We start from the raw sequence: 22,419 nt of genomic DNA on the forward strand, positions 1-22,419 counted from the left end.
ATGGTGCGCGTCGGGTACCCCGCGGCGGGGATGGCTAACCCATCCCGGTCAGCTCGCTGACCTGCGGTCGAGCAGCCGTCACCGCGGGTTGTCCACTCGTTCGGGTGACAGTCGCCGGTCGGCGGAAGCGGTGATGCGGTCGTAGCTTCGGTGCCACAGCCATTCGAGAGGGCCCCGCTCGAATCGGCTGAGCCAGAAGCGGGAGAACAGCATGAGCACCACGGCGATGCCGAGGTACAGCGACACCGTGGCGGGGACCAGCGTCGAGCCGTCGAGATGGTGCGCGAGCCCCAGGCCCCAGCCGTAACAGGCGGCACCCGCGATCGCGTTCTGTAACACATAGCAGGACAACGCCATTCGACCGACCGGTGTCAGCGCGCGGCCGCACCGCCCGGGAGTGCGGCCGTCGGCGTAGTACCCGGCGACCCATGCGAGCAACCCCAGTGCGACGACCGGCGCCAACCCGTACCGCCCCACGACGAGTCCGGCATCGCCACCGGCCAGTCCGACGGCAAAGTCGAGAGGTAGGGCGATCCCCAGCCCGACGGCCATCAGGCGTCGCCGAAGCCGGGCGCCGCGCGGTTCCAGGACGCCGGCGCGCAGCAGGGCCGCGCCGATGAGGAAGAGCGCGATCGACATCGGCAGGATGAAGAGGACCTCGGCACGGAACATCAGGAAGTTCTCGGCGCGAAAAGCGACGAGGTCGACGAAACTGCCACTCGCGTAGGGGTTCGGGGACAGCGCGGCACCCGGACCCGATGTAGCGGGCGCGGCGAGAAGGGCCCAGCTCACCAGGCCCAGCAGCGCCAGATGCGTCGACGCAGCGATCGCGATCGCGACGTACTGGCGCCGCAGCCGCATCGACAGCAGGTAGGCGACGATGAGTCCGGTGACCGCGTAACCCATGAGGACGTCGAACTCGGTGAAGAGGAAGTAGTTGATCACGCCGTCGACGAACAGCAGCGCGGCTCGCCAGTAGTACCGTCCCGGCCAGGTCCGGCCTCGTCGAACAGCCGACCGCTGCTGGATGGCCAGCCCGATTCCGAACATGATCGTGAGCAGACCGAGGAATTTGCCCTGGGCGAGCTGCTGCAGGACGTCCTCGGCCACCGCCCAGGAGCCGGTGGCCCGATAGGCGCCCTGGATGTAGCCGATCAGCCCCTCCGCGTTGGTGAAGATCCAGATGTTGGTGGCGAGGGTGCCCAGAATCGCGGTGCCGCGCAGGACGTCCAGCGCCGCGTGTCGGGTCGCCATCGGTTCTCCGTTCTTTGCTGACACAACCGTGCTATCAAAACCGGCGCCAACGTAGCACGGGTGTACTACCATGAGTCAATGCCCAAGTTGATCGACCGGGACGGGCGACGCGCCGAGATAGCCGAGGCCCTGTGGCGAATCGTGTTGCGCGAAGGCGCATCCGGAGTATCGGTCCGCGAGGTGGCGGCGGAAGCGAACATCTCGGTCGGCTCGCTCCGCCACGTCTTCGCGGACAAGGAGGAGCTGCTCGAGTTCTCGATGCGGCTGATCTACGAGCGGGTGGCGGTTCGCATCCGTCGGCACGACCGAATTCGCAACCCGCTGCGCTGGACCGAGGCCGTGTTGTCCGAGGTCCTACCGCTGGACGACGAGCGGCGCGTCGAGATGCACGTCAACCTCGCGATGGTGACCGAGTCGGTGGCACATCCCGGTCTCGCAGATGCTGCGCGTGAGGCCCACGACGGTTTGCGTTCGCTCTGTCGGACGGTGCTGGGCGTCCTCGACGAGCACGGGCTGATCGGCGCCGGCCGCGATCTCGACTCTCATGCGGTCGCGGTACACGCCCTCGTCGACGGTCTGGCGATGCACCTGCTCCTCGCCGACACGGATTCGCCGGCTCGCGCGCAGCGCGTGTTGCGGGAGTACGTGGCGCAGTTGCGGGTCGACGAATCGTGAGGGCACCGACCGCGACGACGGCAGACGTGTCGTCGGCGTGTGGTCAGAGTTGTGTTCGAGGGGGAACGCGCGCGGCGACCTCGTCGGGGGTCAGTCGAGAGCCGGTGGCTGCGTCGACGGTTCCCCCGGACACCAACACGCGGATCGCGAGTGCCGAGCGGCCACCGTTCGTCGGCGTGCGCGCCTCATGGTCGACCAAGGCCAACAGCGGCCACGCGAATTGCTCGATGTCGAGGCCGGGGAGCAATCGGAGGCCGTACCTGTCGAGGAGGTGCTGGTAAACCGGGACCCACCATCGCAGCGCGTATTCGTCGAGCGTCGCCTGGGATCGACGAACCGCGGGGTGCTCGGGCCACATCGTCCGAATCATTTCGGCAAGGGCGAACCGCCCGGGGTCGCGTTCGGCCTCCACCTCGCCGGCCGCGACCGCGTCGATCAACTGCCCCAGCGGTTCTCCGATCAGTGCGGCGGCCCGTGCAACCGCGGTGCGTGCGTGATCGTCGGCCCTGCCCGGCCGCAGCGAGTAGGCGATGACATCGTCGAGCCAGTCCGTCGAAGTGGCCCAACGCCGCCGCAGATTGTTCCGGCTGATGTCGAGGACGTCGGGTCCGAATGTCTCCAGCGGAATCATCCTGCCCAACAGGGTCGCGTCCCGGCTCATCTCGTTCTCGCCCAAAGCGTTTCGCAAACCGTCAAAGAGCTGTTTCTCCGCGGCGGACAGGATGTATTGCGTCACAATGCCATTGGGTCCGTTCGGGCCTTCGTCTGCGAGGGTGTGCGTGACGACCCCGCGGAGATCGGTCACGTGCACCGTCCCACGACTCTCGCGGACGCCGCTCGTCCGTCCCTTCACCCATACTTCTTCGTCGCCCTCGCCTGAACAGCCCATGTCGTCGAGTCTCGCAAAGTGCGTGCAACCGTCGGTATCCGGCACGAGCCACGAGGTCGAGGTCAGTTGTCGACGACTCTGTCGTAGCACGGTTGAGTTGCCGTTCGGATCTTGCTCGCGTCGTCGACGCCCATCCGGTTGCTACCCGAGGCCAGTGCACGCAGAGTGGCGTCGCTGACGGAACCCTCGACCTCACCGAGCACGCAGTCGGCGATCGCCGCGGACTCGGCTTCGGTCAGTGAACTGCTCTGTTCGCGAAAGACCCTGGCGAGACCGGACCGGATCTCTGCCTCGCTGGGCATCGGGCCCGCTTTTCGCTTCTCTTCGGCTTCTCGCTGTGCGGCGAGTTCGCCATTGCACGCACGCGAGGCCTCGAACACGACGACGTTGTCGGACACCTCATCCTGGTCTTCGGTGCCGTCGGCCCATGCGCGGAGGGTGATGTCGTGGGCCGAGTCGTACACCCGGTCGAGCATGCAATCCGCCATGAACTCGGCACTGGCCCGGTCGGGTTTGCTCTTGCTGTCCAGATAGACGGTGATCAGGCCCTCGCGGACCTCCGCGCGATCCGGTTTCCCGATCTGACCGCAACCGGTGAGCGTGAGAGCCGCGACCAGGGCGGCGAGCAGGACAAGGCGACGCATCGTTCGTTCCTTCGTCGAGGACATGAGCGATGAGACGCTAGCCGTATCCCCGGCGGTCTGTGCAGGGGCGCAGCCCCCCGTGCGATTCCGCCGGCGCCCCCGCGGCCGTCAGCCCTCGGGCTCCGTGTCACCCTCTTCGCGGGCGCGTCGTCGGTCGGCGTGCAGCGACTTGACGCGCCGCTCCTCGCGACGGACCTCGATCTGGGTGGCCCGTTCGGCGGCCAGCCAATCCGGCATCTCGGCGAGGAGGTCGTCGATCTGCGCCGTCGTGAGTGCCTCGGTGATGCCCCCGCGAACCAGACCCGAGTTCGAGATGCCCAGTTTGGCCGCGACCAGATTCTTGGGGTGCGGGCCGTCCGCGCGAAGCGTGCGGAGCCATTCCGGCGGGTCGGTCTGGAGGGCGGCGAGTTCGGCCCGGGTGATCGGGCCCTGCTGGAACTCCGCAGGAGTGGCCGGCAGGTACACGTCCAGCTTCTTGGCGGCGGTGGCCGGCTTCATCGACTGCGAGCTCATTCGACGAGGGTATCGGGCGGTAGCCTTTGGGCGTGACCACACTCGACGTTCACGCAGCGGGCGAGGCCCCTGTCTTCCGGCTGGCATACGTTCCGGGGGTCACGCCGAGCAAGTGGGTCAGGATCTGGGCCGAGCGGCGTCCCGACGTCTCGCTGGAACTCATCGCCCTCGACGTCGCGGTCTGTGCCGAGGCGGTCGGGGAGCGGCGCGTCGACATGGCGATCACCAGATTGCCCGATGCCCTGCGGTCCGGCGATGCGCGGGAACATCACACGATCGACCTGTACGAGGAGACGACGGTCGTCGTCGTGCCGAAGGACCACGCCCTGACCGCCGGCGACGAGATGACCCTGGCCGATCTGACCGACGAGCAGTTGCTGTGGCCGCTGGACGAACCGTTGACAGTATCCGAACGCCCGGGTGCGGCGGTGGATCATCGGCCCGAGACCACCGGTGACGCAGTCGAACTCGTCGCGGCCGGCGTCGGCGTACTGCTCGTGCCGCAGTCGCTGGCGCGCCTGCATCACCGCAAGGACCTGGTGTATCGGCCGGTCACCGACGCCCCGACCGGGTCCGTCGGACTCCTCTGGCCTGCTCCCACAACTCAATTGGCCGATGAGTTCATCGGCATCGTGCGCGGCCGCAAGGCGACGTCGTCGCGGGGGCGGACCGACGAGGCGCCCAAACGGTCGGCGAAGGAGAAGGCGGCGGCGAAGAGGGCGGCACGCGAGGCGGCCGGGAAGATCCCCGGCAAGAGTGCGCGACGCGGGCCCGGACGTCCGAAGCGTCGCTGATTCCCGCCGTGGCGTGCCGCCCCTGTCAGTGCGTCAGGCGCGCCACTCAGCGGTGCGTTCCGGCGACGCATCGGCAAGCGCCTTGAGGGTGTCGGCGGCGCCGAAATCCTTGCCGTACACCGGCGTTCCCGGCTGTTGCCGCCACGACTCGGCGAGCGGTCCGGCGTCGACCGGGTCGAACCCGAGTTCGTCGACCACGCGGAACACGATCTCCTTGCCGGCCGGATCGTCGCCGGCGATCGGCAGCGCGATGCGGCCCTCTGTGCCCGCGGGTACGCCCTTGTTCAGCAGGTGCTTCCAGTAGATACCGTTGAACACCTTGTACACCGGGACGCCGAGCAGTTCCGACACCCAGACGCTCTCGGGGGTACCGTTCTCGATCGCCTCGATCTTGCCGTCGCGCTGCTGGGGGTAGTAGTTGTTCGTCTCGATCACCGGGGCGTCGGGCTTGCGGGCGTCGAGGATGCCCGGCGCGAGGTCGGGGGTGTTCTTCTGCGGGATGCTGACGATCACCAGGTCGGCGTCCTTCGCGGCGTCGGCGGCCCATACCGCGGTGGCGCCGGTCTCGGAGGCCAGTTCGGCCAGCGTCTCCGGGTCGCGCGAGTTCGCCACCCGCACCTCGTGTCCCAACGATGTCAGACGACGCGTGAGCGTCCCGCCGATGAATCCCGCTCCGATGATCCCGATCTTCACAACTGCACCTCTTTGTTCGACGACGTTGTTGACCCTTCGCGCAACGGATCCGTCGGTTCGGTGCATTCCCGTGGTCGGCGGGAGGGTGACGAGCGACTCGGTCGGGCCCGGTCGAGTCGTGGGTCAGTACGCGATGCCGAGAGACCAGGCGAACACCGTGTAGGCGGCGAGGGTGATGAGCACGATCCCGATGAGGTTGAGCCAGAGCCCGCCACGGATCATCTGGCCGATGGTGACGTACCCGCTGGCGTAGGCCACCGCGTTCGGTGGGGTCGCCACCGGGAGCATGAATGCGCAGGTCGCGGCGAGGGCGACGGGGATCGTGAGCACCAGGGGGTCGAGACCCATCCCCATGGCCACGCCTCCGGCGACCGGGAGAAAGGTCGCCGCTGTCGCGGTGTTGCTCGTGATCTCGGTGAGGAAGATGATCGCGGTCGCCGCGATGACCACCAGCACGATGACCGGGATCGTGTCGAGCCCGGCGGCCACATCGCCGATCCAAGCGGTCAGTCCGCTGGACTCGAACTGCTGGGACAATGCCAGGCCGCCGCCGAAGAGCAGCAGCACGCCCCATGGCAGTTTGATCGCGGTCTCCCAGTCGAGCAGGCGCACACCGGGTTTGGAGCCGCTGGGCAGCAGGAACAGGAGAACGGCGGCGGTCATCGCGATGCCGGTGTCGGAGATCGGCGGGTTCTCGTCCCAGATCAGCGGGACCGCGATCCACGCCAGTGCGGTGAGGCCGAAGATCGCGGCGACCCGGATCTCGCCCTGCGACATCGAGCCGAGGGCGTCGAGCTGATCGCGGATGATGCGCCGGCCGCCGGGGATGTCGTCGATCTCCGGCTTGAACAGGACGTGAGTGAGCAGGAACCACGCGATGGCGAGGAAGATGACGGCGAGCGGGACTCCGGCGATCATCCACTCCAGGAACCCGATGTCGATGCCTTCACCCTCGAGGTATCCGACCAGGAGGGTGTTGGGCGGGGTGCCGATGATCGTGCCCAACGATCCGATCGATGCGGCGTAGGCGATGCCGAGCATCAGTGCTGTGCCGAAATTGCTCTTGATGACCGCCTGGGTGAGGGTCTCACCGTCCACCGGTTCGTCGGTGTCGGTGGCCTTGGGCCCGGGCGCGTCGGTGCCCGAATCCTTACCGAGGTCGAGAACCAGCGCCAGGACCGACACGCCGATCGGGATCATCATCACGGCGGTTGCGGTGTTGGACACCCACATCGACAGGAATCCGGTGGCGATCATGAAGCCGGCGATCACCATCGGCGGCTTGGTGCCCATCGCCGAGACCGTGACCAGGGCGACGCGGCGGTGCAGATTCCACCGCTGCATCGCGAGGGCGATGATGAAGCCGCCCATGAACAGGAAGATGACGTTGTTTCCGTAGGCCGCGCCGACGTCGTTCACCGAGATCGACTCGCCCGCGTCGTCTGAGCCGAAGACCGGGAAGATCACCAGCGGCAGCAGGGCCGTCGCGGGAATGGGGATCGCCTCGGTCATCCACCAGAGGCCCATGAGAACTGCGGTCGCCGCCGTGAGCCGGGCTCCCTGCCCGACTTCGGCGGGCAGGATCACGTAGACCAGGGCCGCGAGTGCCACGCCGGCAAGCAGTCCGATCCACTGCCGACGTCGCATCTTCGGTTCCACCTCGTCGGCGCGCTCACCCGCCGACTGGTGGTCGATCTCGTCGAAGTCCCGCTGTGGGTCAGGCGATCCGGAGCCTCGGCCGGCCGAGCCCGGTGATCCGGACCGGTTGTCGCGTGGCCGTTCGCCGCTGCGCTGCACCATCGGGAACCTCCTCGGTATGCCTGCGTGGCAGCCAGCCTATCGAGGAACGTGCCGGAATTGCCCGAAACCGCCGCCCGCCGACATGCCTATGAGGTGGCCGACCAGCTGTGCCACGTCAGAGACTCCACGACGATCACCGGTCCATCGGGCCGTCGGAGTCGATACTGCGGGTACTTCGCGGCCAGCGTGTCGATGCCGTGACTGCCGACGGATTCACCGGCGTCGACGACATGTGCCCGGCCGTCGACCCGCACCCACCAGAGTTCATCCCAGTTGTCGGAATACATGTCAGCCAGGAGCGACACCGCGGGGTTGTCCGCGATGTTGGCGAGACGACGGAGTGCGGTGGTTCGTTTCGGCTTGTGATCCACGCACGTGTAGATGACGTCGTCGTCGAGTGCGCACACGACGGGGACCAGGTGCGGCTTGGTGGAGGGTGACACGGTGGCGAGCGTGACCGACCGGGCGGCGGCGAAGCGTTCGCGACTCAGGCGCAGGTCCATCATCCGAGGATGGCATGCACTCGTGGGAAACAAGGTCACCGATGAGCTCGGGCGCCGGTTCGGGTCCACCTCTGTGTCCGAACCCCGATCCGGGGGACCCGACCCGAAAGGGCCAGCACCATGACGAACCAGAACGTTGCCGTCAGCCGCACGATCTCCGCCACGCCCGAGGAGGTGTTCGCGGCGCTCGCCGACCCCCGCACACACCAGGCCATCGACGGCACCGGCTGGGTTCGGGACGCAGTCGACACGACACCGCTGCGGGAGGTGGGCCAGGTCTTCCGGATGAACATGTACCACTCCAACCATCCGGATGGTGACTACCTTATGGAGAACCGGGTCGAGGTGATCGAACCGCGGTCGGCGATAGCGTGGCAACCAGGGCAGCGCAACGACTCCGGGGAGCTCGAATTCGGCGGCTGGACATGGCGGTACGACCTGGTGCCGGTGGGGGAGTCGTCCACCGAGCTCACCTTGACCTACGACTGGTCGGCCGTACCCACCCACATCCGCGAGTACATCGAGTTCCCGCCGTTCGCCGACGACCATCTGCGTAACTCGTTGAACCACATCGCCGAACTTGTCGGCTGATCGGCGAGGTCAGCGACTGAGCGAGCCCCGGCGCCCCACCCCGATCGCCCGACGAACCGGTCAGCCGACGAGGTCCGGATCCGGATCGCGATGCGCCGACGCAGCCGATGTGGGTGACAGATCGGCGGTGAGCAGGTCGACGGTCGGGCTGCGCGTGATCACCTTGTGGCCCCACCACAGAGCGAGGAACACGAACAGTGCGCCGTAGGCGGTGAGCCAGAGTTCGAGATTCCCCGCGGATCCGTCGCGGATCGCCGGGAGATTCTGCCCCGCGATGACTGCAACACACATGAGCAACGCGATGATCGGGCCGGCCGGGTAGAGCCAGGCCTTGTAGGGGAGTCTGCCGAGGTCCAGACCCTGCGCCTGCCACGCCCGACGAAAACGATAGTGGGCCCACGCGATACCCATCCACGTGATGAAGCCCGCCACCGACGAGGCGGTGACCAGCCACACATACGCGCGACCGTCGCCCACCCGACTCGCCAGGAAGCAGAGGGCGCCGATGGCCGTCGTCGCGGCCACGGCGAGGAGTGGCACTCCTGATCGCGTGACCCAGCCGAACACACGTGGGGCGTTGCCCTGCACCGACAGGCCGTACAACGCGCGGGTTGCCGCGAACAGGCTCGCATTGCCCGCCGACAGGATCGCGATCAGGATCACGGCGTTCATCATCGATGCCGCCACCGCGATCCCCGCGTCGGAGAACACGAGGGTGAACGGGGCGATTGCGATGTTCTCCTCGGACGCATTCAGCAGATTGGGGTCGGTGTACGGGATCAGGAACGCGATGACGGTCAGGGTGCCGATGTAGAACAGCAGGATGCGCACGAAGACGGTGCGCACGGCGCGTGGAATCGCCGTCTTCGGTTCGACCGCCTCGCCGGCGGCGACCGCGATCATCTCGGTGCCCTGGAATGCGAAACCGGCGATGAGGAAGACCGACAGCATGCCGAGCGGGAAGTCCACGAACGGAGCGTCGTCGATCGTCCAGTTGCTGAAGCCCGGCGACGGACGGTCGCCGACGACACCGAGAATCAGCAGCACGCCGACGATGAGGAAGACGACCACCGCGATGACCTTGATCGCCGCGAACCAGAACTCGGCTTCGCCGAATGCCTTGACCGCGAACAGGTTCAGCGCCAGCAGACCCGCCAGGAACACGACCGACCAGATCCACGACGGCACGTCGGGTGCCCAGTACTTCATGATCAGCCCGGCGGCCACCAACTCGGCGGCCAAGGTGACCGACCAGTTGAGCCAGTAGTTCCACCCGGCTGCGAAGCCGAAGGACTTGGACACGAAGCGCTTTCCGTACTCCTCGAACGGGTTGCTGCACGGGATGTACGCCGACATCTCGCCGAGGCTCTGCATCAGGAAGAAGACCATGCAGCCCATCAGCAGATACGCCAGGATGGCGCCACCCGGGCCCGCGTCGGAGATGGTGGCGCCCGAGGCGACGAACAAGCCGGTGCCGATGGCACCGCCGAGCGCGAGCATGCTGATGTGACGACTCTGAAGTCCCTTGCGCAGCGACTCGTCGGGGGTGATCCCCAGGGGACTGGACATCGGCAGAGTCTAACGGCCGGTCGGCCCGTCGGCCGGGTATTGAACTGTTGCCCGAGTGCTGACCCTCAATCGAGGCTTGTCAGTTCGGAGACCAGTTCGTGCACCGGGTCACCGGGACCGATGTCGTAGGTGCACTGGTCGTGCCTCGGGTCCGGGACGAATGCCCAGAAGAGTGCGGTTGCCGTCCCGGCCGCCCGCTGACCGGCGACCTTGGTCCGGAAGTCGTCGGCGCGCTCGGATGTCGAACCGCATGAGCCGGCATGCTGGCCGATCTCGTTCACCGCGAGGGGTTTTCCGACTACGCGTGCCTGGCGTAGACGTTCGGCCAGTCCGTTCCACTGATCCCCGGGGAGCGCGACACCGTCCGCACCGTAGTCGTGATAGTCCAGGACGTCCACGTACGGGGAGCCGGCGACGTACTGGTAGTCGGGCCCGGCGATGCCGCACTGGCCACCGCCGGTGAAGCCGGACCAGATCACCGCCCCGCCGTGCAGTCGGGTGACCATCGCGCCTGCGCTGCCGAAAAACGACCGCAGTACGCGCGCGGCGTCGACCGGGCACGACCGCTGCTGCCATCCACACGACTGATCGCCACAGATGGACGGTTCGGGTTCACCCACCAATTCCCATCCCGCCAGGGCCGACCTGCTCTTCCAGCGTCCCACTGCCGTCCTGACCCACTGCTCGAACGTGAGTCCGCCCGCGCCGGCGACGGTTCGCCAGCCGGATCGGTACCAGTCCCGTTCCTTGAAAACTCTGCTCTCGCATGCGCCATCGGCGGCCGCGAGGACAGGCAAGACCATCTGATCGTGCCGTGCGGCGGCGTCGAAGACGGCATCCATCGGCCCGAAATCCAATTTTTGGGTGTACTTGTTCACGGCCAGTTGAGCGAACAGATTGAAGCGGGTGAGCGAATGCGGAGGTAAGGCGGCGAAATAGTCGTCGAGATCAACCATCGCTCCGCATCCGGCATTCACCGACCAATCGGTGGCCAGCTGGTAGGCGTCGAATCCGGATGGCCACCACTGGCGTCCATCAAGGGTCAACCCAGCCGGAGTGGCATCGACCCGGTTGGGCGCCGCATGAGCGGGCGGCGGCAGCAGCCAACTCAGGAGCAGGCCGATGCTCAGCACCAGAATCGGAGTTCTCATCGCGGGCAGATGCATGTGTGCGTCCTGGGATGACGAGGACCGACTGTGGCGTCGGCCCAACTCGTTCGATGATTGCACGCCGGCCGCGCGGTTTCGATCGCGTCCGAGAATGGGTACGGAGAAACGTTTCGTGTGCGCCGAGATCGAGTTAGAGCCGCTGGGCTCATTCCTCATTCGCCGACCTGCGCGACACCTGTGACACCATCGTGCTCGTGATGGGCGTACCGATAGTTGCGGCAGTGCTGCTCATCGCGAGCGCGGTGCTCGCATGGCAGGACCCACGTCGTCTGAGCCCCGGCATCCTGCTGACCGCGGGCTTGTCGGGCGTGATGCTCGCCGCGGTGATCGCGGCCGTGGACAGTGGCGTCGACGACGACGGCTCGGTTCTCGCGCCGGCGGTCGTCATCGTGGCCCTCGGACTCGTTGCGCTGCTTGCCATCCTCATTCTCGGGGTGTCGTTGATCGCCAACGGCGTGACGCTTCTGCGCCGAGAGGGGCGCCGTCCATCGAACCTGCTGTCGGCGCTCCTGGGTGCACTCCTGTCCGGTTACGCGCTCGCTGTCCTGCTCGGGATCATCGTCGGATGGTTCGACGTGTCGACGAGCAACGCGCTGCTCAACTTCCTCCTGGCGGTGGGGATGCCGGCCGGTTACCTGGGGTTCGTGTTTGCCTCGCTGCTGCTCTGGTCGTGGCTGTACGGCCGGTGGAGCAGGTGGCGGGCGCGACGGGCGAAGGTCGGCGCGATCATCGTCCTGGGTGCCGGTCTGCTCGACGGGTCCCGCGTCGGTCCGCTGCTGGCATCACGACTCGACCGCGGTCGCGAGATCTATGATCTGGCCCGGGCTTCCGGCCTGGACCCGCTGATCATCTGCTCCGGAGGCAGAGGTGGCGACGAGCGGCTGTCGGAGGCCGCGGCGATGGCCGAGTACCTCGTGTCGAAGGGCGTCGATCGTGATGCCATCGCACTCGAGGACCGATCCACCGACACCGCGGAGAACCTCCGGTACTCGAGGCGTGTGCTCGACGAGCGTGGAGTGACCGAACCGGTCGCGGTGGTGACGAGCGGCTATCACGCCTTCCGCGGAGCGATGCTCATGCGGTCTGCCGGGATCGACGGATTCTCGACCGGCGCCCACACCGCGCGATACTTCGTCCCCAACGCCCAGGTCCGTGAGTTCTTGGCGGTTCTGCGTGACCACCGATGGATCAACGGAGTCGTCCTGGTCATGCTCAGTGTGCCGCTGATCGCCGGCACCGCTGTCGCTCTCTTCGGCTAGTCGATCACCGGACCAGGGGGCCTCGCGAGTTGCGGTGATGGTGGAGCCGATGACGGGAATCGAACCCGCGTATTCAGCTTGGGAAGCTGATGTTCTGCCATTGAACTACATCGGCGTGCGAGTGCCGGACTCGCGAACGACAGCCTAGCAAACCCGTGGCCGGTCCGGTCGCCGGCACGCGCAGATGTCGCAGAACGTGGCGTCAGGCGCAACGAACTGCGACATCTGGGCGAGACCGGGTCGCGGCGGGGCGACGCGATTCGGTTGCGACGCAGAACAACTCGCCGGAAGGGGTTGCGCGCCGGGCGATCGGCCGGTAGTCTCGAACGTAGTTTCGAGTAAAGCCATGATGACGGGGGATGAAATCATGGCTTCTACAGGGCCATCTGCAGCACCACCACTTCTTCTCGACCAGTACAAGCGCCTGCATGCACTTATGGACGAGATCGCCGAGACGCAGTCCACGGATTGCTCCGACACTGACCTCTTACAGGTCGCGATCGAGCACGAGCGTGCCGAACGACGGTTGCTGTCGCTGTTCACCGATCACATCGTCGACATCGACGAGCGGTCGGCGTACCGGAAGATGGGGTGCCAGACCGTCTCCAACTTCCTCTGCCATGGTCTGAACCGGCGCGGCGAGGCGACCCGCCTGATGAACCGGGTCTGGGCCTTGGGCAGGTTTCCGGACATGCAGGGGGTGCCGCTCGAACCGCGCTTCCCCGAGACCGCCAAAGGTGTTGCCGACGGCGAGATCTCGGGACGCCACGTCGACGTCGTCATCGAGGTGATGCGCAAGATCCCCGCCGACGTGGACCCTGCCGACCGGGAAGCCGCCGAGGCAACGCTCGCGCAATACGCACGCGAGTACGACCCGTCGTCACTCCGTGATCTCGGCGCCCGCATCCTGGCCCACCTCGACCCCGACGGAACCATCACCGACGATCGCGACCGCGCCCGTAACCGCGGACTCAAACTCGGGCCGCAAGACGCCCAACTGATGTCCCGGCTGACCGCAACGCTCGACCCCGTGACGCGCGCCATGTTCGACGTCGTCTTGTCGGTGTGGGCCGCTCCTGGGATGAACAATCCCGCCGATCCCGAGTCGCCCACCGGGAACCCCGCCGCCGCGGACCCCGACGCGCTGGCCGCCGCTGCCGGACGCGACGAGCGCTCCGCGGAGAAGCGGAACCACGACGCGTTGCGCGCCATGCTGCGCTTCGTGCTCGACGCCGGCGCGCTCGGGGGTTCGCACCACGGGCTGCCGCCACACCTCGTCGTCTCCATCACCGAATCGGCGCTGCGCGACGCGGCCGGCGACCCGGCACGGACCGCGACGGGAACCCTCCTACCCATCAAGGACGCCATCGACCTCGCCGCCGCCGCGCAGCATCATCTCGCGGTGTTCCGGGACCACTCCAGTGAGGTGCTCTACCTCGGGCGGTCCCGGCGATTGGCCTCGCGCGCACAACGAATCGCCGCGGTCGCCCGCGACGGCGGCTGCACCTTCCCGGGATGCACGCGGCCGTCGTTCGACTGCGAGATCCACCACGTCGTCGAGTGGGACGCCCACCACGGATCCACCGACCTCGACACCCTCGCGACCGCCTGCCCACCACACAACCGAGTGGTCGGCACCGGGGTGGATCAGTGGGCCACCACCATCGCCACCGAAGGGGTCGACGCCGGCCGCGCCGTCTGGCACCCGCCCCGCGCGCACCCGTCGCCGACGCCGCGGATCAACCATGCCCATCGCACCGACGCGATCCTCGACCGAATGCGCGCTGATGTCCGGCGGCGGCGCAGAACAGCGGTGCCGGAGAGCGGAGGGTCGGCGCCGACCGACACCGGCGCAGATCCTCCCTGACCATTCGATAACCTCGACACCGTGCTGCTCTCCGACCGCGACATCCGCGCCGAGATCGCTGACGGGCGCCTCGCCATCGATCCGTTCGATCCCGCCCTCGTCCAGCCCTCCAGCGTCGACGTCCGGCTCGACGGCCTGTTCCGGGTGTTCAACAACACCCGCTACACCCACATCGACCCCGCACAACGCCAAGACGAACTCACCTCGCTGGTCGAACCGGCCGACGGTGAGCCCTTCGTGCTGCACCCGGGTGAGTTCGTGCTGGGGTCCACCCTTGAAGTGTGCTCGCTGCCCGACGACCTCGCCGGCCGGCTCGAAGGCAAGTCGTCACTCGGTCGGCTCGGCCTCCTCACGCATTCGACGGCGGGCTTCATCGACCCCGGCTTCTCCGGCCACATCACCCTCGAGCTGTCGAACGTCGCGAACCTTCCGATCACCCTCTGGCCCGGCATGAAGATCGGGCAGCTGTGCCTCATCCGCCTCAGCAGCCCGGCCGAGGAACCGTACGGCAGCGCGTCGGTCGGATCGAAATACCAGGGACAACGTGGCCCCACCCCTTCGAAGGCGTACCTGAATTTCCAGAAGCACGACTGAGGGGTTTCGACTCGGCTCAACCGGCGGGTGGGCGGACCGGGTGGGCGCGGCTCCGGAAGTTCACCCAGCCGATGACAACCCGCCACGACGAGGATGGTTACCGGTGGTTCCGCCTGGGTAACCGTTGCCCTCATGAAGCTCACGGTGATCGGATGCGGCTACCTCGGTGCCACTCACGCGGCCTGCATGGCCGAACTCGGGCACGAGGTCGTCGGCATCGACGTCGATCCGTACAAGATCGAACGCCTGCAGGCCGGCGAGGTCCCGTTCTTCGAGCCGGGGCTCGCCGACATCCTGCGCCGCAACATCGACGCCGGACGACTCCGCTTCACGACCGACCACCTCGCGGCCGCCGACCACGCCTCGGTGCACTTCCTCGGCGTCGGGACCCCGCAGGAACCCCGCGGGCACCGGGCCGACCTCTCGCACGTGTACTCGGCGATCGACGCGCTCGTGCCGACGCTGCGGGGCGCCCACCTCATCATCGGCAAGTCGACCGTACCGGTCGGCACCTGCGCCAAACTCGCACAACGGATCTCGGTACTGTCGCACGCCGGGGCGGATGTCGAACTGTCGTGGAGTCCGGAGTTCCTGCGCGAGGGATTCGCCGTCGAGGACACGCTCCGGCCGGATCGGCTCGTCCTCGGTACCGGTTCGCTCGACCCGAGCGGCCTCAACACGGCCGCCGACGACCCCGACGCCGGGTCGTCGGCCGGGGAGGTCACCCGCGAGATCTACCGCGAGATCCTCGAGACCGGCGTGCCGTTGATCGAGACCGACTGGGCCACCGCGGAACTCGTGAAGGTCTCGGCGAACGCCTTTCTGGCCACCAAGATATCGTTCATCAACGCGATCAGTGAACTGTGCGAGATCGCCGGCGCCGACATCAACACCCTCGCCGACGCGATCGGGCACGACCCGCGGATCGGACGCCGATTCCTCAACGCCGGTCTCGGTTTCGGCGGCGGTTGCCTGCCCAAGGACATCCGCGCCCTGACCGCGCGCGCCGACGACATGGGCGCCCCGCGGGCCGTCGGCTTCCTGCGGGAGGTCGACGCCATCAACATGCGTCGCCGGGGTGCGGCGGTGGAACTGGTCTTCGAGGCCCTCGGCGGCGAGGTCCTCGGGCGCAACGTCGCCGTCCTGGGCGCCGCCTTCAAACCGGAGAGCGACGACGTCCGTGACTCACCCGCGCTGACGGTGGCCAGCAGGCTGGCGCTCGAAGGGGCGTCCGTGACCGTCTTCGACCCGAAGGCCATGGACAACTCACGACGCGTCCACCCGAGCCTCGGCTACGCCACCTCGGCGCGCGACGCGTGCGACCGGGCCGACGTCGTCGTCATCGCCACCGAGTGGGCCGAGTTCGTGCACATGGCGCCCGAAGAACTCGAGGGCGTCGTCCGCGCCAAACGCATCGTCGACGGCCGGCGCTGCCTCGACCCGCAGATGTGGCGCGACGCGGGTTGGGACTACCGCGCCCTGGGCGGCCCCGCTCCCACCCGCCCTGCGCCGCGAAACCACCCGTCCGAGCAGGTGAACGGATATGCGCCGGGGGCCACCGTCCGCTGAGTCGTGCTAGGTTGAGCTCGCGACTGTCCAGGGGGCACCTACTCGCCGGTGGGGGACATGAGGCGAGGTGCACGTGAGGTGCAGGAATCAACCAGATGACCGACACGGTGGCCGATCCGGCCGTGACACCGACGTCTGCGCAGGCAGAGGTCACGGTCAGTGCTGCCGTCGTCGACGCCGTGCGCGCCGAACTCGCTGAGCGGGGGATCGCGCAGAATGCCGAGGTCGTGCTGTTCGATCTCGATCCGCGGGCGGGCGTCTCGGTGGGACGGTTGGACCCGGCTCGAGGGACCGTCGCGGACTCCTACTCCGATTCCGGTCTCACCCTCGCCGTCCTGGATGAGGTGATCGCCGACCATCTCGTTCGGGTCGGGCGGGTGGCGGCACCGACCTCGCGCGAATGGCACGAGGAGGTCCTCGACCTCGTCACCCGCGGCCGCGAGCGGCTCCGCGAGTCCGACGGCACCTTCCTGATGGGCCGCGACCACATCCGGCTGTTCCGCATGGCGCGCCGCGACGTCGCCGAAGCCGGAGCCCCGCTGACCGCACGCGCCGAGGACCTCGCTCGCGCGGCGGTGTCCGGAGCCTCCGCCCCCGCGGTCGTGGTCACCGATCGCGTGAGCGCATGGCCCGGCCTCCGGGACGCGATCGCGCGAGCGGTACCCGTGCCGGTCGTCGACGTCGCTCCGTCGGGAAGCATCACTCGGCCCCCGGTGCACGGCGGACACGCGGCGGAACCGGAGGTACCGCACCCGATCGCGGTGTCCGGCGATGTGATCGAACCGGACGTGGAAGTGGCGACCCCGCCCGCCGAACAGGATGCGGTCCCGACCCGGCCGGATGACGGTTTCTCGGCCCCCGCCGAGATGGCCGAGATCGCTCCGAGTGGCGACGACCATACGCACGATACGCACGACACCCCCATCTTCGAGTCCGTCACCCAGTCGCCACCGGTGGTGGCCACGGCGTTCGGGGCGCTCGCTCCGTATGTTGCTGCCCCGGATGTCCCTCGCGCCCAGCCGCTTCGGGACGACCAGCAGTTCTCCGAGCTCTCTCCGGTCGGTCACGATCAGCGCACGCCGACGAATCCGGTTGCCGAGCCGCCGCCGTCGGCCGAGTTTGCGCCACGGTGGACGTCGGCGCATACGCCCACGCCGCCCGTCCGGTCCGGCGATGGGGAGGTGAACGTCGATCCGATGGCCGGGTATTCGGCGGACACAGGGTCGGCCATCGGGGCTCCACCGCACTCCGACGTGTCCGTAGCAGGGCCGCAGGCGGCCGGCGCGAGGCGACGGCGGCACGGAGGCAAGCGCGTTCTCGCCGCGGTGGCGCTGCTGTGCGCGGTGGCCGTCGTCGCGGTGGCCACGGCGTTGGCCGTCGGACACGATGAGGCGTCGCCGACCGTGGCCGCGCCGCTTCCCCAGCGCACCAGCGCCACCCCGGAACCCGAATTCGCCGATCCCGCAATCTATGCCGAGGCCCGGCAACCGGCGCGCCGATACACGACTCCTCCCCCGCCGGAGACGACGACGCCCTCCGCGGAGGAACCCGCGCCCCGGCCTCGTCCCCGGCCGCGGACTCCGCGTCCGCCAGGTGGCGTGACGATCCCGCTTCCCGGTCTGCCGCCGATCGTCCTGCCCTGACGCACGAACCCGATGACCGTGTCCGAGCCGGGTCTCAGTCGCCGGGCCGGGGCGCCAGTGCGCGCGCCACGAAGTCGAGGACGTTCTCATAGTTCGCCGATGCATCGACGTCGGGGTGATAGGCATGGGCGAGTTCGAGACTCACGGCGCCGTGAACGGCGGACCAGGTCTGCATGGCTTGTTCGACGGGGTCGGCGGACAAGATGACCCCGGCCACCTGGCCGTACCGGATGGTGTCGACGAGGACCTCGAATGCATTTGCGGCCACGTCGATCTCGGGCGTGCACTGCGCTGAGAACATCAGCCCGTAGAGCACCGGATTGGCGAGTGCGAACTTCCGGTACGCCACACCGGCGTTGCGCAGACGAGTCGCCGGATCGTCATCCCTCGTCGCAATCGCCCGTCCGAATTCGGCGTAACCGTCGGTGACCAGGGCGTCCAGCAGGCCGTCCCGGCCGTCGAAGTGGTTGTAGACGCCCATCGGGGCGACCTTCGCCTCACCGGCCACGGCCCGAACCGTCAGACCGGCCGTGCCATCGCGCTCGAGGATCGTGCGACCTGCCCGGAGCAGCGCGGATCGGACGTCGGCGCCTGCTGTACGCGTGCGCGGCTTCGCGGGAGACATGTTGACAACCTACTGGAACGGTGTTCTTCTTGAATAGAACACTGTTCTACAAAACTGGAACGTTGTTCTAACGGATCGACGAAACCGCTTGCGCCACCCGACCAGGAGAAGATCGATGCCAACCGAACGCACGCATGCTCGCTGGTGGGCGCTGGGCGCCCTCAGCTTCGCCGAACTACTCGTGATGATCGACAACACGATCGTCAACGTGGCCCTCCCGACGCTCGCCCGCGACCTCGGCGCCGGGATCTCGGGCCTGCAATGGATCGTCGACGCCTACACGCTCGTCTTCGCCGGCCTGCTGTTGACCGGCGGCTACCTCGGTGACCGGTTCGGGCACCGTCGGGTGCTCCTCACCGGCATCGGAGGTTTCATGCTGGTGTCGGTGCTGGCGGCGTCATCCCAGAACCTCGGGCAGCTCGTCGCCGGCCGTGCGGGGCTCGGGGTCTTCGCGGCGCTGGTCTTTCCCGCCACGCTCGCGATCATCACGACCATCTTCGTCGATGCCCGGGAACGCGCGATGGCTGTCGGGATCTGGGCGGCGGTCTCCGGAGTGGCAGTGGCCATCGGACCGGTTCTCGGCGGCTGGCTCCTCGAACACTTCTCGTGGACATCGGTGTTCTGGGTCAACGTCCCGTTCGGTGTGGTGGCCCTCGCGATGATCCTGGCGGTCGTACCCGGCACGCGACCGGTGTCGGTGCCCCGGTTCGACGCGCTCGGGGTCGTGCTCTCGATCGCCGGCCTGGGCCTGCTGACCTTCACCCTGATCGAGGCGCCCCACGTCGGTTGGGCCACGCCACGCACGGTGGCGGGTGTCGTTGTCGCAGTGGCCATCCTGGCGGTGTTCGTGGCCACACAGCTGCGGATCGCGCACCCCATCCTCGACGTCCGGCTCTTCGCCAACCGGCGCTTCGCCACCGCGGCCGGGATGATCAGCGTGGCGTTCTTCGCGCTCTTCGGCTTCATCTTCCTGATCACGCAGTTCTTCCAGGCGGTGAAGGGATACGGTCCGCTGGCGGCCGGTGTCCGTACCCTTCCGTTCGCGATCGTGATGGCGGCGCTGTCGCCGGTTGCGATGGCACTGTCGCACCGTTTCGGGCCCCGGGTGGTCTCGGTGACCGGTGCCTTCCTGATGTCCGGCGGGTTCGCGCTCGTCGAGCTCTCCGCGCGGGACTCCGGGTATTGGGAACTCATCATCTGGGCGATGTCGCTGATGGCGGCGGGTCTCGCCTTCATCTCCGGTCCGTGCACCCAGCTCATCATGGACGCGCTGCGTCCGGAACAGGCCGGTGCGGGCAGTGCGGTCAACGACACGACACGCGAGATCGGCGGGACGCTCGGTGTCGCGGTCCTCGGGTCGATCCTGACTTCGGCGTATGTCGCCGGGGTCGGGGACCGGCTGGCGGGCAGCGGGTTGCCGGCCGCGGCGGTCGACGCGGCGAAGCAATCGGTGATGGCCGGGGTCGGGGTGGCCGACCAGGCGCCGGGCGCGATCGGTGATGCGGTCCGGATCGCGGTGCAGGACGCCTTCATGGTCGGGTTGCACGACGCGGTCTGGGCCGCGGTCGCCGTCACGGCGGTCGCGGGCGTCGCGGCGGCATTCTTGTTGCGGGGGAGCGGGAACCCTTCGTGGCTCGTCGCTAACGCTCCTCGCACCTCAGGGAGCGGACGGGTTGTCGCCAGCGCTCCTCACACCTCAGCTCAGGGGGCGGAAGCCTCAGAGGTCGAGGGTGAGATTCCCGCCGGGACTGCGTGATACGCAGGTCAGCATGGTCCCGGCCGCGCGCTCGGGCTCGGTCAGGATGTTGTCGCGGTGGTCGACCTCGCCGGACAGCGTCCTGACCTTGCAGGTGCCGCAGAATCCCTGCCGGCACGAGTACGGTACCGACGGCACCACTCGGCGGATCGCGGCGAGCGCCGATTCGTCTGCGGCGACCGGGATCTCCTGACCGGTCGAGGCCAGCGTCACCGTGAACTCGGAGCCGTTCTCCACCGGTGGCGGGCTGAACCGCTCGTAGTGCAGCTCGATGTCGGCGCGTGTCGCGAGATGACGGCGAAGCCCCTCCAGCATGGGAACCGGGCCGCAACAGTAGACGGCGAGGTCGGCGGGGGCGTCGACGGGACCGACCAGATCGGCCATGCTCGGCAGTCCGTGGACGTCGTCGGTCCGGATGGTGACGCGGTCGCCGAACGCTGCCACCTCGTCGAGGAACGGGATCGACTCGGCGGTGCGGCCGGTGTAGATCATCGACCAGTCCAGCCCGAAGCGCTCGGCCGTGGCGAGCATCGGCAGGATCGGGGTGATGCCGATTCCGGCCGCGACGAAGCGGATTCGGCGCGCAGGTGATCCGTGGCCGGGGACCGCGAACGGAAAGGCGTTGCGGGGACCCTTGATCGAGAAGACGTCGCCGACACGCAACGAGTCGTGGACCTCGACCGAACCACCACCGCCGTCGGCAATCCGGCGCACCGCGATCCGGTAGTGCTCCCGATCCGCGGTGTCACCGCACAGCGAGTACTCCCGCATGCGTCCCGACGGCAACAACAGATCGATGTGCGCCCCGGCGTGCCAGTTCGGCAGCGCGCCACCGTCCGCGGCGGCGAGGGTGAGCGCGATGACGTTCTCGTCGCGCGCGACCACCTCGCGTCCGACGATTCGGACCCGGGTGGTCCCGTCGCGCACCGCACCTCGGCGCAGCGGTGACAGCGGCCGCCAGACCGGCCACCACGCCCGGAACACCATGGTGCCGAACGTGAGCAGCGGGTCATGCCGCCATCGGCCGTGCAGGTGGGGCGGTGGTTGCGTGAGCGTTGTCGAATGCGGATGCGCGCGTTGGTTCATGACCCTGCTCTCCCGTCCGCACTCACGCCGCGTTGCGCGCGGCCGGCGAGCTCGCGAGATACGCGACCGCCTGTGCGGTGCTGCCGATGTCCTCCGGCCGGAACCCGGGCCGGAAGTAGCTGAAGGTGGCGAAGACGATCGTCCGCATCTTCGGGAGCACGCCGGCCCGCACCCCGCGGTGGTAATGCCAGGTCTTCTGGAAGTAGTTGTACGACAACGACCTGTCCTGGCCCATGATGAATCGGTAACCCCGCTGGATGAGGATCAACAGGATCGGCAGCACCACGAACATCGCCCGGCCGCGACGCAGATATCCGTCGCCGAAGTACGCGGCGACATCGTGTGCCACCGCGCGGTGCTCCACCTCCTCGGCGCCATGCCACATGAACAGGTCGGTCATCGTGGGGTGCGCCCCGACCCGGGTCCAGGTGTTGTTCAACGCGAAGTCGCCGAGGATGGCGGTGTAGTGCTCCAAAGCCGCGATGAGCCAGAGGCGTTCGACGAGGTGTTTGTCGCGGGCCGCCTGGGTGCCACCCTCCAGCGGGCCGAGCACCTTGCGGAAGATCCACTCCATCTGCAGCTGGTAGGGCCGCGGGTCGATGCCGTGGTGATCGAGGAACTCCCACAGGACGTGATCGTGGGCCTCGGCGTGCATCGCCTCCTGGCCGATGAATCCTCGCATGCGAGAGGCGAGTTCCTCGTCGTCGACCAGCGGCAGGGCCTCGTTGTAGGTCTGCACGAACCATCGTTCGCCCTCGGGCAGGAGGAGATTGAGCACACTGATGAAGTTCGACGCGACCGGATGGCCGGGAATCCAATGCAGCGGGACGTCATCCCAGTCGAATGCCACGTTCCGGGCGTGCAGTTCGACGGGGCCGGGATCGGCCGAAGCGTCGTCGTGTGCGTGATCCTCGGTGTGCGTCATG

The 22,419-nt window shown here is 67.9% G+C and carries 21 protein-coding genes and 1 tRNA gene; 9 read left to right on the forward strand and 13 right to left on the reverse strand.

Going from position 1 to position 22,419, the window contains the following annotated elements; all coding sequences use genetic code 11:
* Positions 1 to 78: 78 nt before the first annotated feature.
* Positions 79 to 1,254, reverse strand: a complete 1,176-nt coding sequence (locus KB201_RS16055; RefSeq protein ID WP_211539782.1) for a DUF418 domain-containing protein — start codon at positions 1,252 to 1,254, stop codon at positions 79 to 81.
* A 78-nt stretch (positions 1,255 to 1,332) separates the two neighbouring features.
* On the opposite strand from KB201_RS16055, the gene KB201_RS16060 reads away from it, so the two are divergent.
* Positions 1,333 to 1,929, forward strand: coding sequence for a TetR/AcrR family transcriptional regulator (locus KB201_RS16060; RefSeq protein ID WP_211539783.1), 597 nt, complete (start codon positions 1,333 to 1,335; stop codon positions 1,927 to 1,929).
* Positions 1,930 to 1,972: 43 nt separating this feature from the next.
* Here KB201_RS16060 and KB201_RS16065 read toward each other — a convergent pair whose 3' ends face one another.
* From KB201_RS16065 to KB201_RS16075, 3 genes are all read right to left on the reverse strand, one after another.
* Complete coding sequence (locus KB201_RS16065) at positions 1,973 to 2,818, reverse strand: hypothetical protein (protein WP_211539784.1); 846 nt, start codon at positions 2,816 to 2,818, stop codon at positions 1,973 to 1,975.
* 62 nt (positions 2,819 to 2,880) lie between these two features.
* Complete coding sequence (locus tag KB201_RS16070; RefSeq protein WP_211539786.1) at positions 2,881 to 3,462, reverse strand: hypothetical protein; 582 nt, start codon at positions 3,460 to 3,462, stop codon at positions 2,881 to 2,883.
* A gap of 108 nt (positions 3,463 to 3,570) precedes the next feature.
* Positions 3,571 to 3,960: a DUF5997 family protein gene (locus tag KB201_RS16075; RefSeq protein WP_211539833.1), complete on the reverse strand. Its 390-nt coding sequence runs from the start codon at positions 3,958 to 3,960 to the stop codon at positions 3,571 to 3,573.
* A gap of 41 nt (positions 3,961 to 4,001) precedes the next feature.
* Between KB201_RS16075 and KB201_RS16080 the strand changes: the two genes are divergently transcribed.
* A complete protein-coding gene (locus KB201_RS16080; RefSeq protein WP_249145785.1) occupies positions 4,002 to 4,769 on the forward strand; it encodes a LysR family transcriptional regulator substrate-binding protein in 768 nt (255 codons plus the stop codon).
* Positions 4,770 to 4,802: 33 nt separating this feature from the next.
* On the opposite strand, the gene KB201_RS16085 is transcribed toward KB201_RS16080, so the two are convergent.
* The 3 genes from KB201_RS16085 to KB201_RS16095 all read right to left on the reverse strand — a co-directional run bounded on the left by KB201_RS16085 (position 4,803) and on the right by KB201_RS16095 (position 7,765).
* Positions 4,803 to 5,462: an NAD(P)-binding domain-containing protein gene (locus tag KB201_RS16085; RefSeq protein WP_211539789.1), complete on the reverse strand. Its 660-nt coding sequence runs from the start codon at positions 5,460 to 5,462 to the stop codon at positions 4,803 to 4,805.
* Positions 5,463 to 5,585: 123 nt separating this feature from the next.
* On the reverse strand, positions 5,586 to 7,109 hold the full coding sequence (locus KB201_RS16090) for a DASS family sodium-coupled anion symporter (protein ID WP_374193946.1): 1,524 nt from the start codon (positions 7,107 to 7,109) through the stop codon (positions 5,586 to 5,588).
* A gap of 239 nt (positions 7,110 to 7,348) precedes the next feature.
* Positions 7,349 to 7,765 carry a TIGR03668 family PPOX class F420-dependent oxidoreductase gene (locus tag KB201_RS16095; protein ID WP_078114144.1) on the reverse strand — a complete coding sequence of 139 codons (417 nt, stop codon included), beginning with the start codon at positions 7,763 to 7,765 and terminating at the stop codon, positions 7,349 to 7,351.
* A gap of 120 nt (positions 7,766 to 7,885) precedes the next feature.
* On the opposite strand from KB201_RS16095, the gene KB201_RS16100 reads away from it, so the two are divergent.
* A complete protein-coding gene (locus KB201_RS16100; RefSeq protein WP_205334322.1) occupies positions 7,886 to 8,356 on the forward strand; it encodes an SRPBCC domain-containing protein in 471 nt (156 codons plus the stop codon).
* A gap of 60 nt (positions 8,357 to 8,416) precedes the next feature.
* On the opposite strand, the gene KB201_RS16105 is transcribed toward KB201_RS16100, so the two are convergent.
* Together KB201_RS16105 and KB201_RS16110 are read right to left on the reverse strand one after the other, a co-directional pair.
* A complete protein-coding gene (locus KB201_RS16105; RefSeq protein ID WP_058249631.1) occupies positions 8,417 to 9,925 on the reverse strand; it encodes an amino acid permease in 1,509 nt (502 codons plus the stop codon).
* A 65-nt stretch (positions 9,926 to 9,990) separates the two neighbouring features.
* Complete coding sequence (locus KB201_RS16110; protein ID WP_058249632.1) at positions 9,991 to 11,091, reverse strand: hypothetical protein; 1,101 nt, start codon at positions 11,089 to 11,091, stop codon at positions 9,991 to 9,993.
* A gap of 200 nt (positions 11,092 to 11,291) precedes the next feature.
* Here KB201_RS16110 and KB201_RS16115 point away from each other — a divergent pair, with 200 nt between their 5' ends.
* Positions 11,292 to 12,353 carry a YdcF family protein gene (locus KB201_RS16115; protein WP_058249926.1) on the forward strand — a complete coding sequence of 354 codons (1,062 nt, stop codon included), beginning with the start codon at positions 11,292 to 11,294 and terminating at the stop codon, positions 12,351 to 12,353.
* Between the two features lie 41 nt (positions 12,354 to 12,394).
* On the opposite strand, the gene KB201_RS16120 is transcribed toward KB201_RS16115, so the two are convergent.
* Positions 12,395 to 12,468, reverse strand: a tRNA-Gly gene (locus KB201_RS16120).
* A 252-nt stretch (positions 12,469 to 12,720) separates the two neighbouring features.
* Here KB201_RS16120 and KB201_RS16125 point away from each other — a divergent pair.
* From KB201_RS16125 to KB201_RS16140, 4 genes are all read left to right on the forward strand, one after another.
* Complete coding sequence (locus tag KB201_RS16125; RefSeq protein ID WP_058249927.1) at positions 12,721 to 14,220, forward strand: HNH endonuclease signature motif containing protein; 1,500 nt, start codon at positions 12,721 to 12,723, stop codon at positions 14,218 to 14,220.
* Between the two features lie 21 nt (positions 14,221 to 14,241).
* On the forward strand, positions 14,242 to 14,814 hold the full coding sequence (dcd, locus tag KB201_RS16130) for a dCTP deaminase (RefSeq protein WP_058249633.1): 573 nt from the start codon (positions 14,242 to 14,244) through the stop codon (positions 14,812 to 14,814).
* Between the two features lie 132 nt (positions 14,815 to 14,946).
* Entirely contained in the window at positions 14,947 to 16,383 is a 1,437-nt protein-coding gene (locus tag KB201_RS16135) for a UDP-glucose/GDP-mannose dehydrogenase family protein (protein ID WP_058249634.1), read from the forward strand.
* A gap of 95 nt (positions 16,384 to 16,478) precedes the next feature.
* A complete protein-coding gene (locus tag KB201_RS16140; RefSeq protein WP_058249635.1) occupies positions 16,479 to 18,026 on the forward strand; it encodes a hypothetical protein in 1,548 nt (515 codons plus the stop codon).
* Between the two features lie 34 nt (positions 18,027 to 18,060).
* Here the strand turns inward: KB201_RS16140 and KB201_RS16145 are convergent, their stop codons facing one another.
* Positions 18,061 to 18,651, reverse strand: coding sequence for a TetR/AcrR family transcriptional regulator (locus tag KB201_RS16145; RefSeq protein ID WP_058249636.1), 591 nt, complete (start codon positions 18,649 to 18,651; stop codon positions 18,061 to 18,063).
* A gap of 115 nt (positions 18,652 to 18,766) precedes the next feature.
* Between KB201_RS16145 and KB201_RS16150 the strand changes: the two genes are divergently transcribed.
* Positions 18,767 to 20,407 carry an MFS transporter gene (locus KB201_RS16150; protein ID WP_058249637.1) on the forward strand — a complete coding sequence of 547 codons (1,641 nt, stop codon included), beginning with the start codon at positions 18,767 to 18,769 and terminating at the stop codon, positions 20,405 to 20,407.
* On the opposite strand, the gene KB201_RS16155 is transcribed toward KB201_RS16150, so the two are convergent.
* Both KB201_RS16155 and KB201_RS16160 read right to left on the reverse strand, forming a co-directional pair.
* A complete protein-coding gene (locus tag KB201_RS16155) occupies positions 20,369 to 21,493 on the reverse strand; it encodes a PDR/VanB family oxidoreductase (protein ID WP_058249638.1) in 1,125 nt (374 codons plus the stop codon). The two genes, KB201_RS16150 and KB201_RS16155, sit on opposite strands and share 39 nt — an antisense overlap.
* A gap of 22 nt (positions 21,494 to 21,515) precedes the next feature.
* Positions 21,516 to 22,418: a metal-dependent hydrolase gene (locus KB201_RS16160; protein WP_058249928.1), complete on the reverse strand. Its 903-nt coding sequence runs from the start codon at positions 22,416 to 22,418 to the stop codon at positions 21,516 to 21,518.
* Between the last annotated feature and the right edge of the window lies 1 nt (position 22,419).

It is taken from the genome of Gordonia sp. SCSIO 19800 (assembly GCF_018132775.1).
Classification (GTDB): domain Bacteria; phylum Actinomycetota; class Actinomycetes; order Mycobacteriales; family Mycobacteriaceae; genus Gordonia; species Gordonia hongkongensis.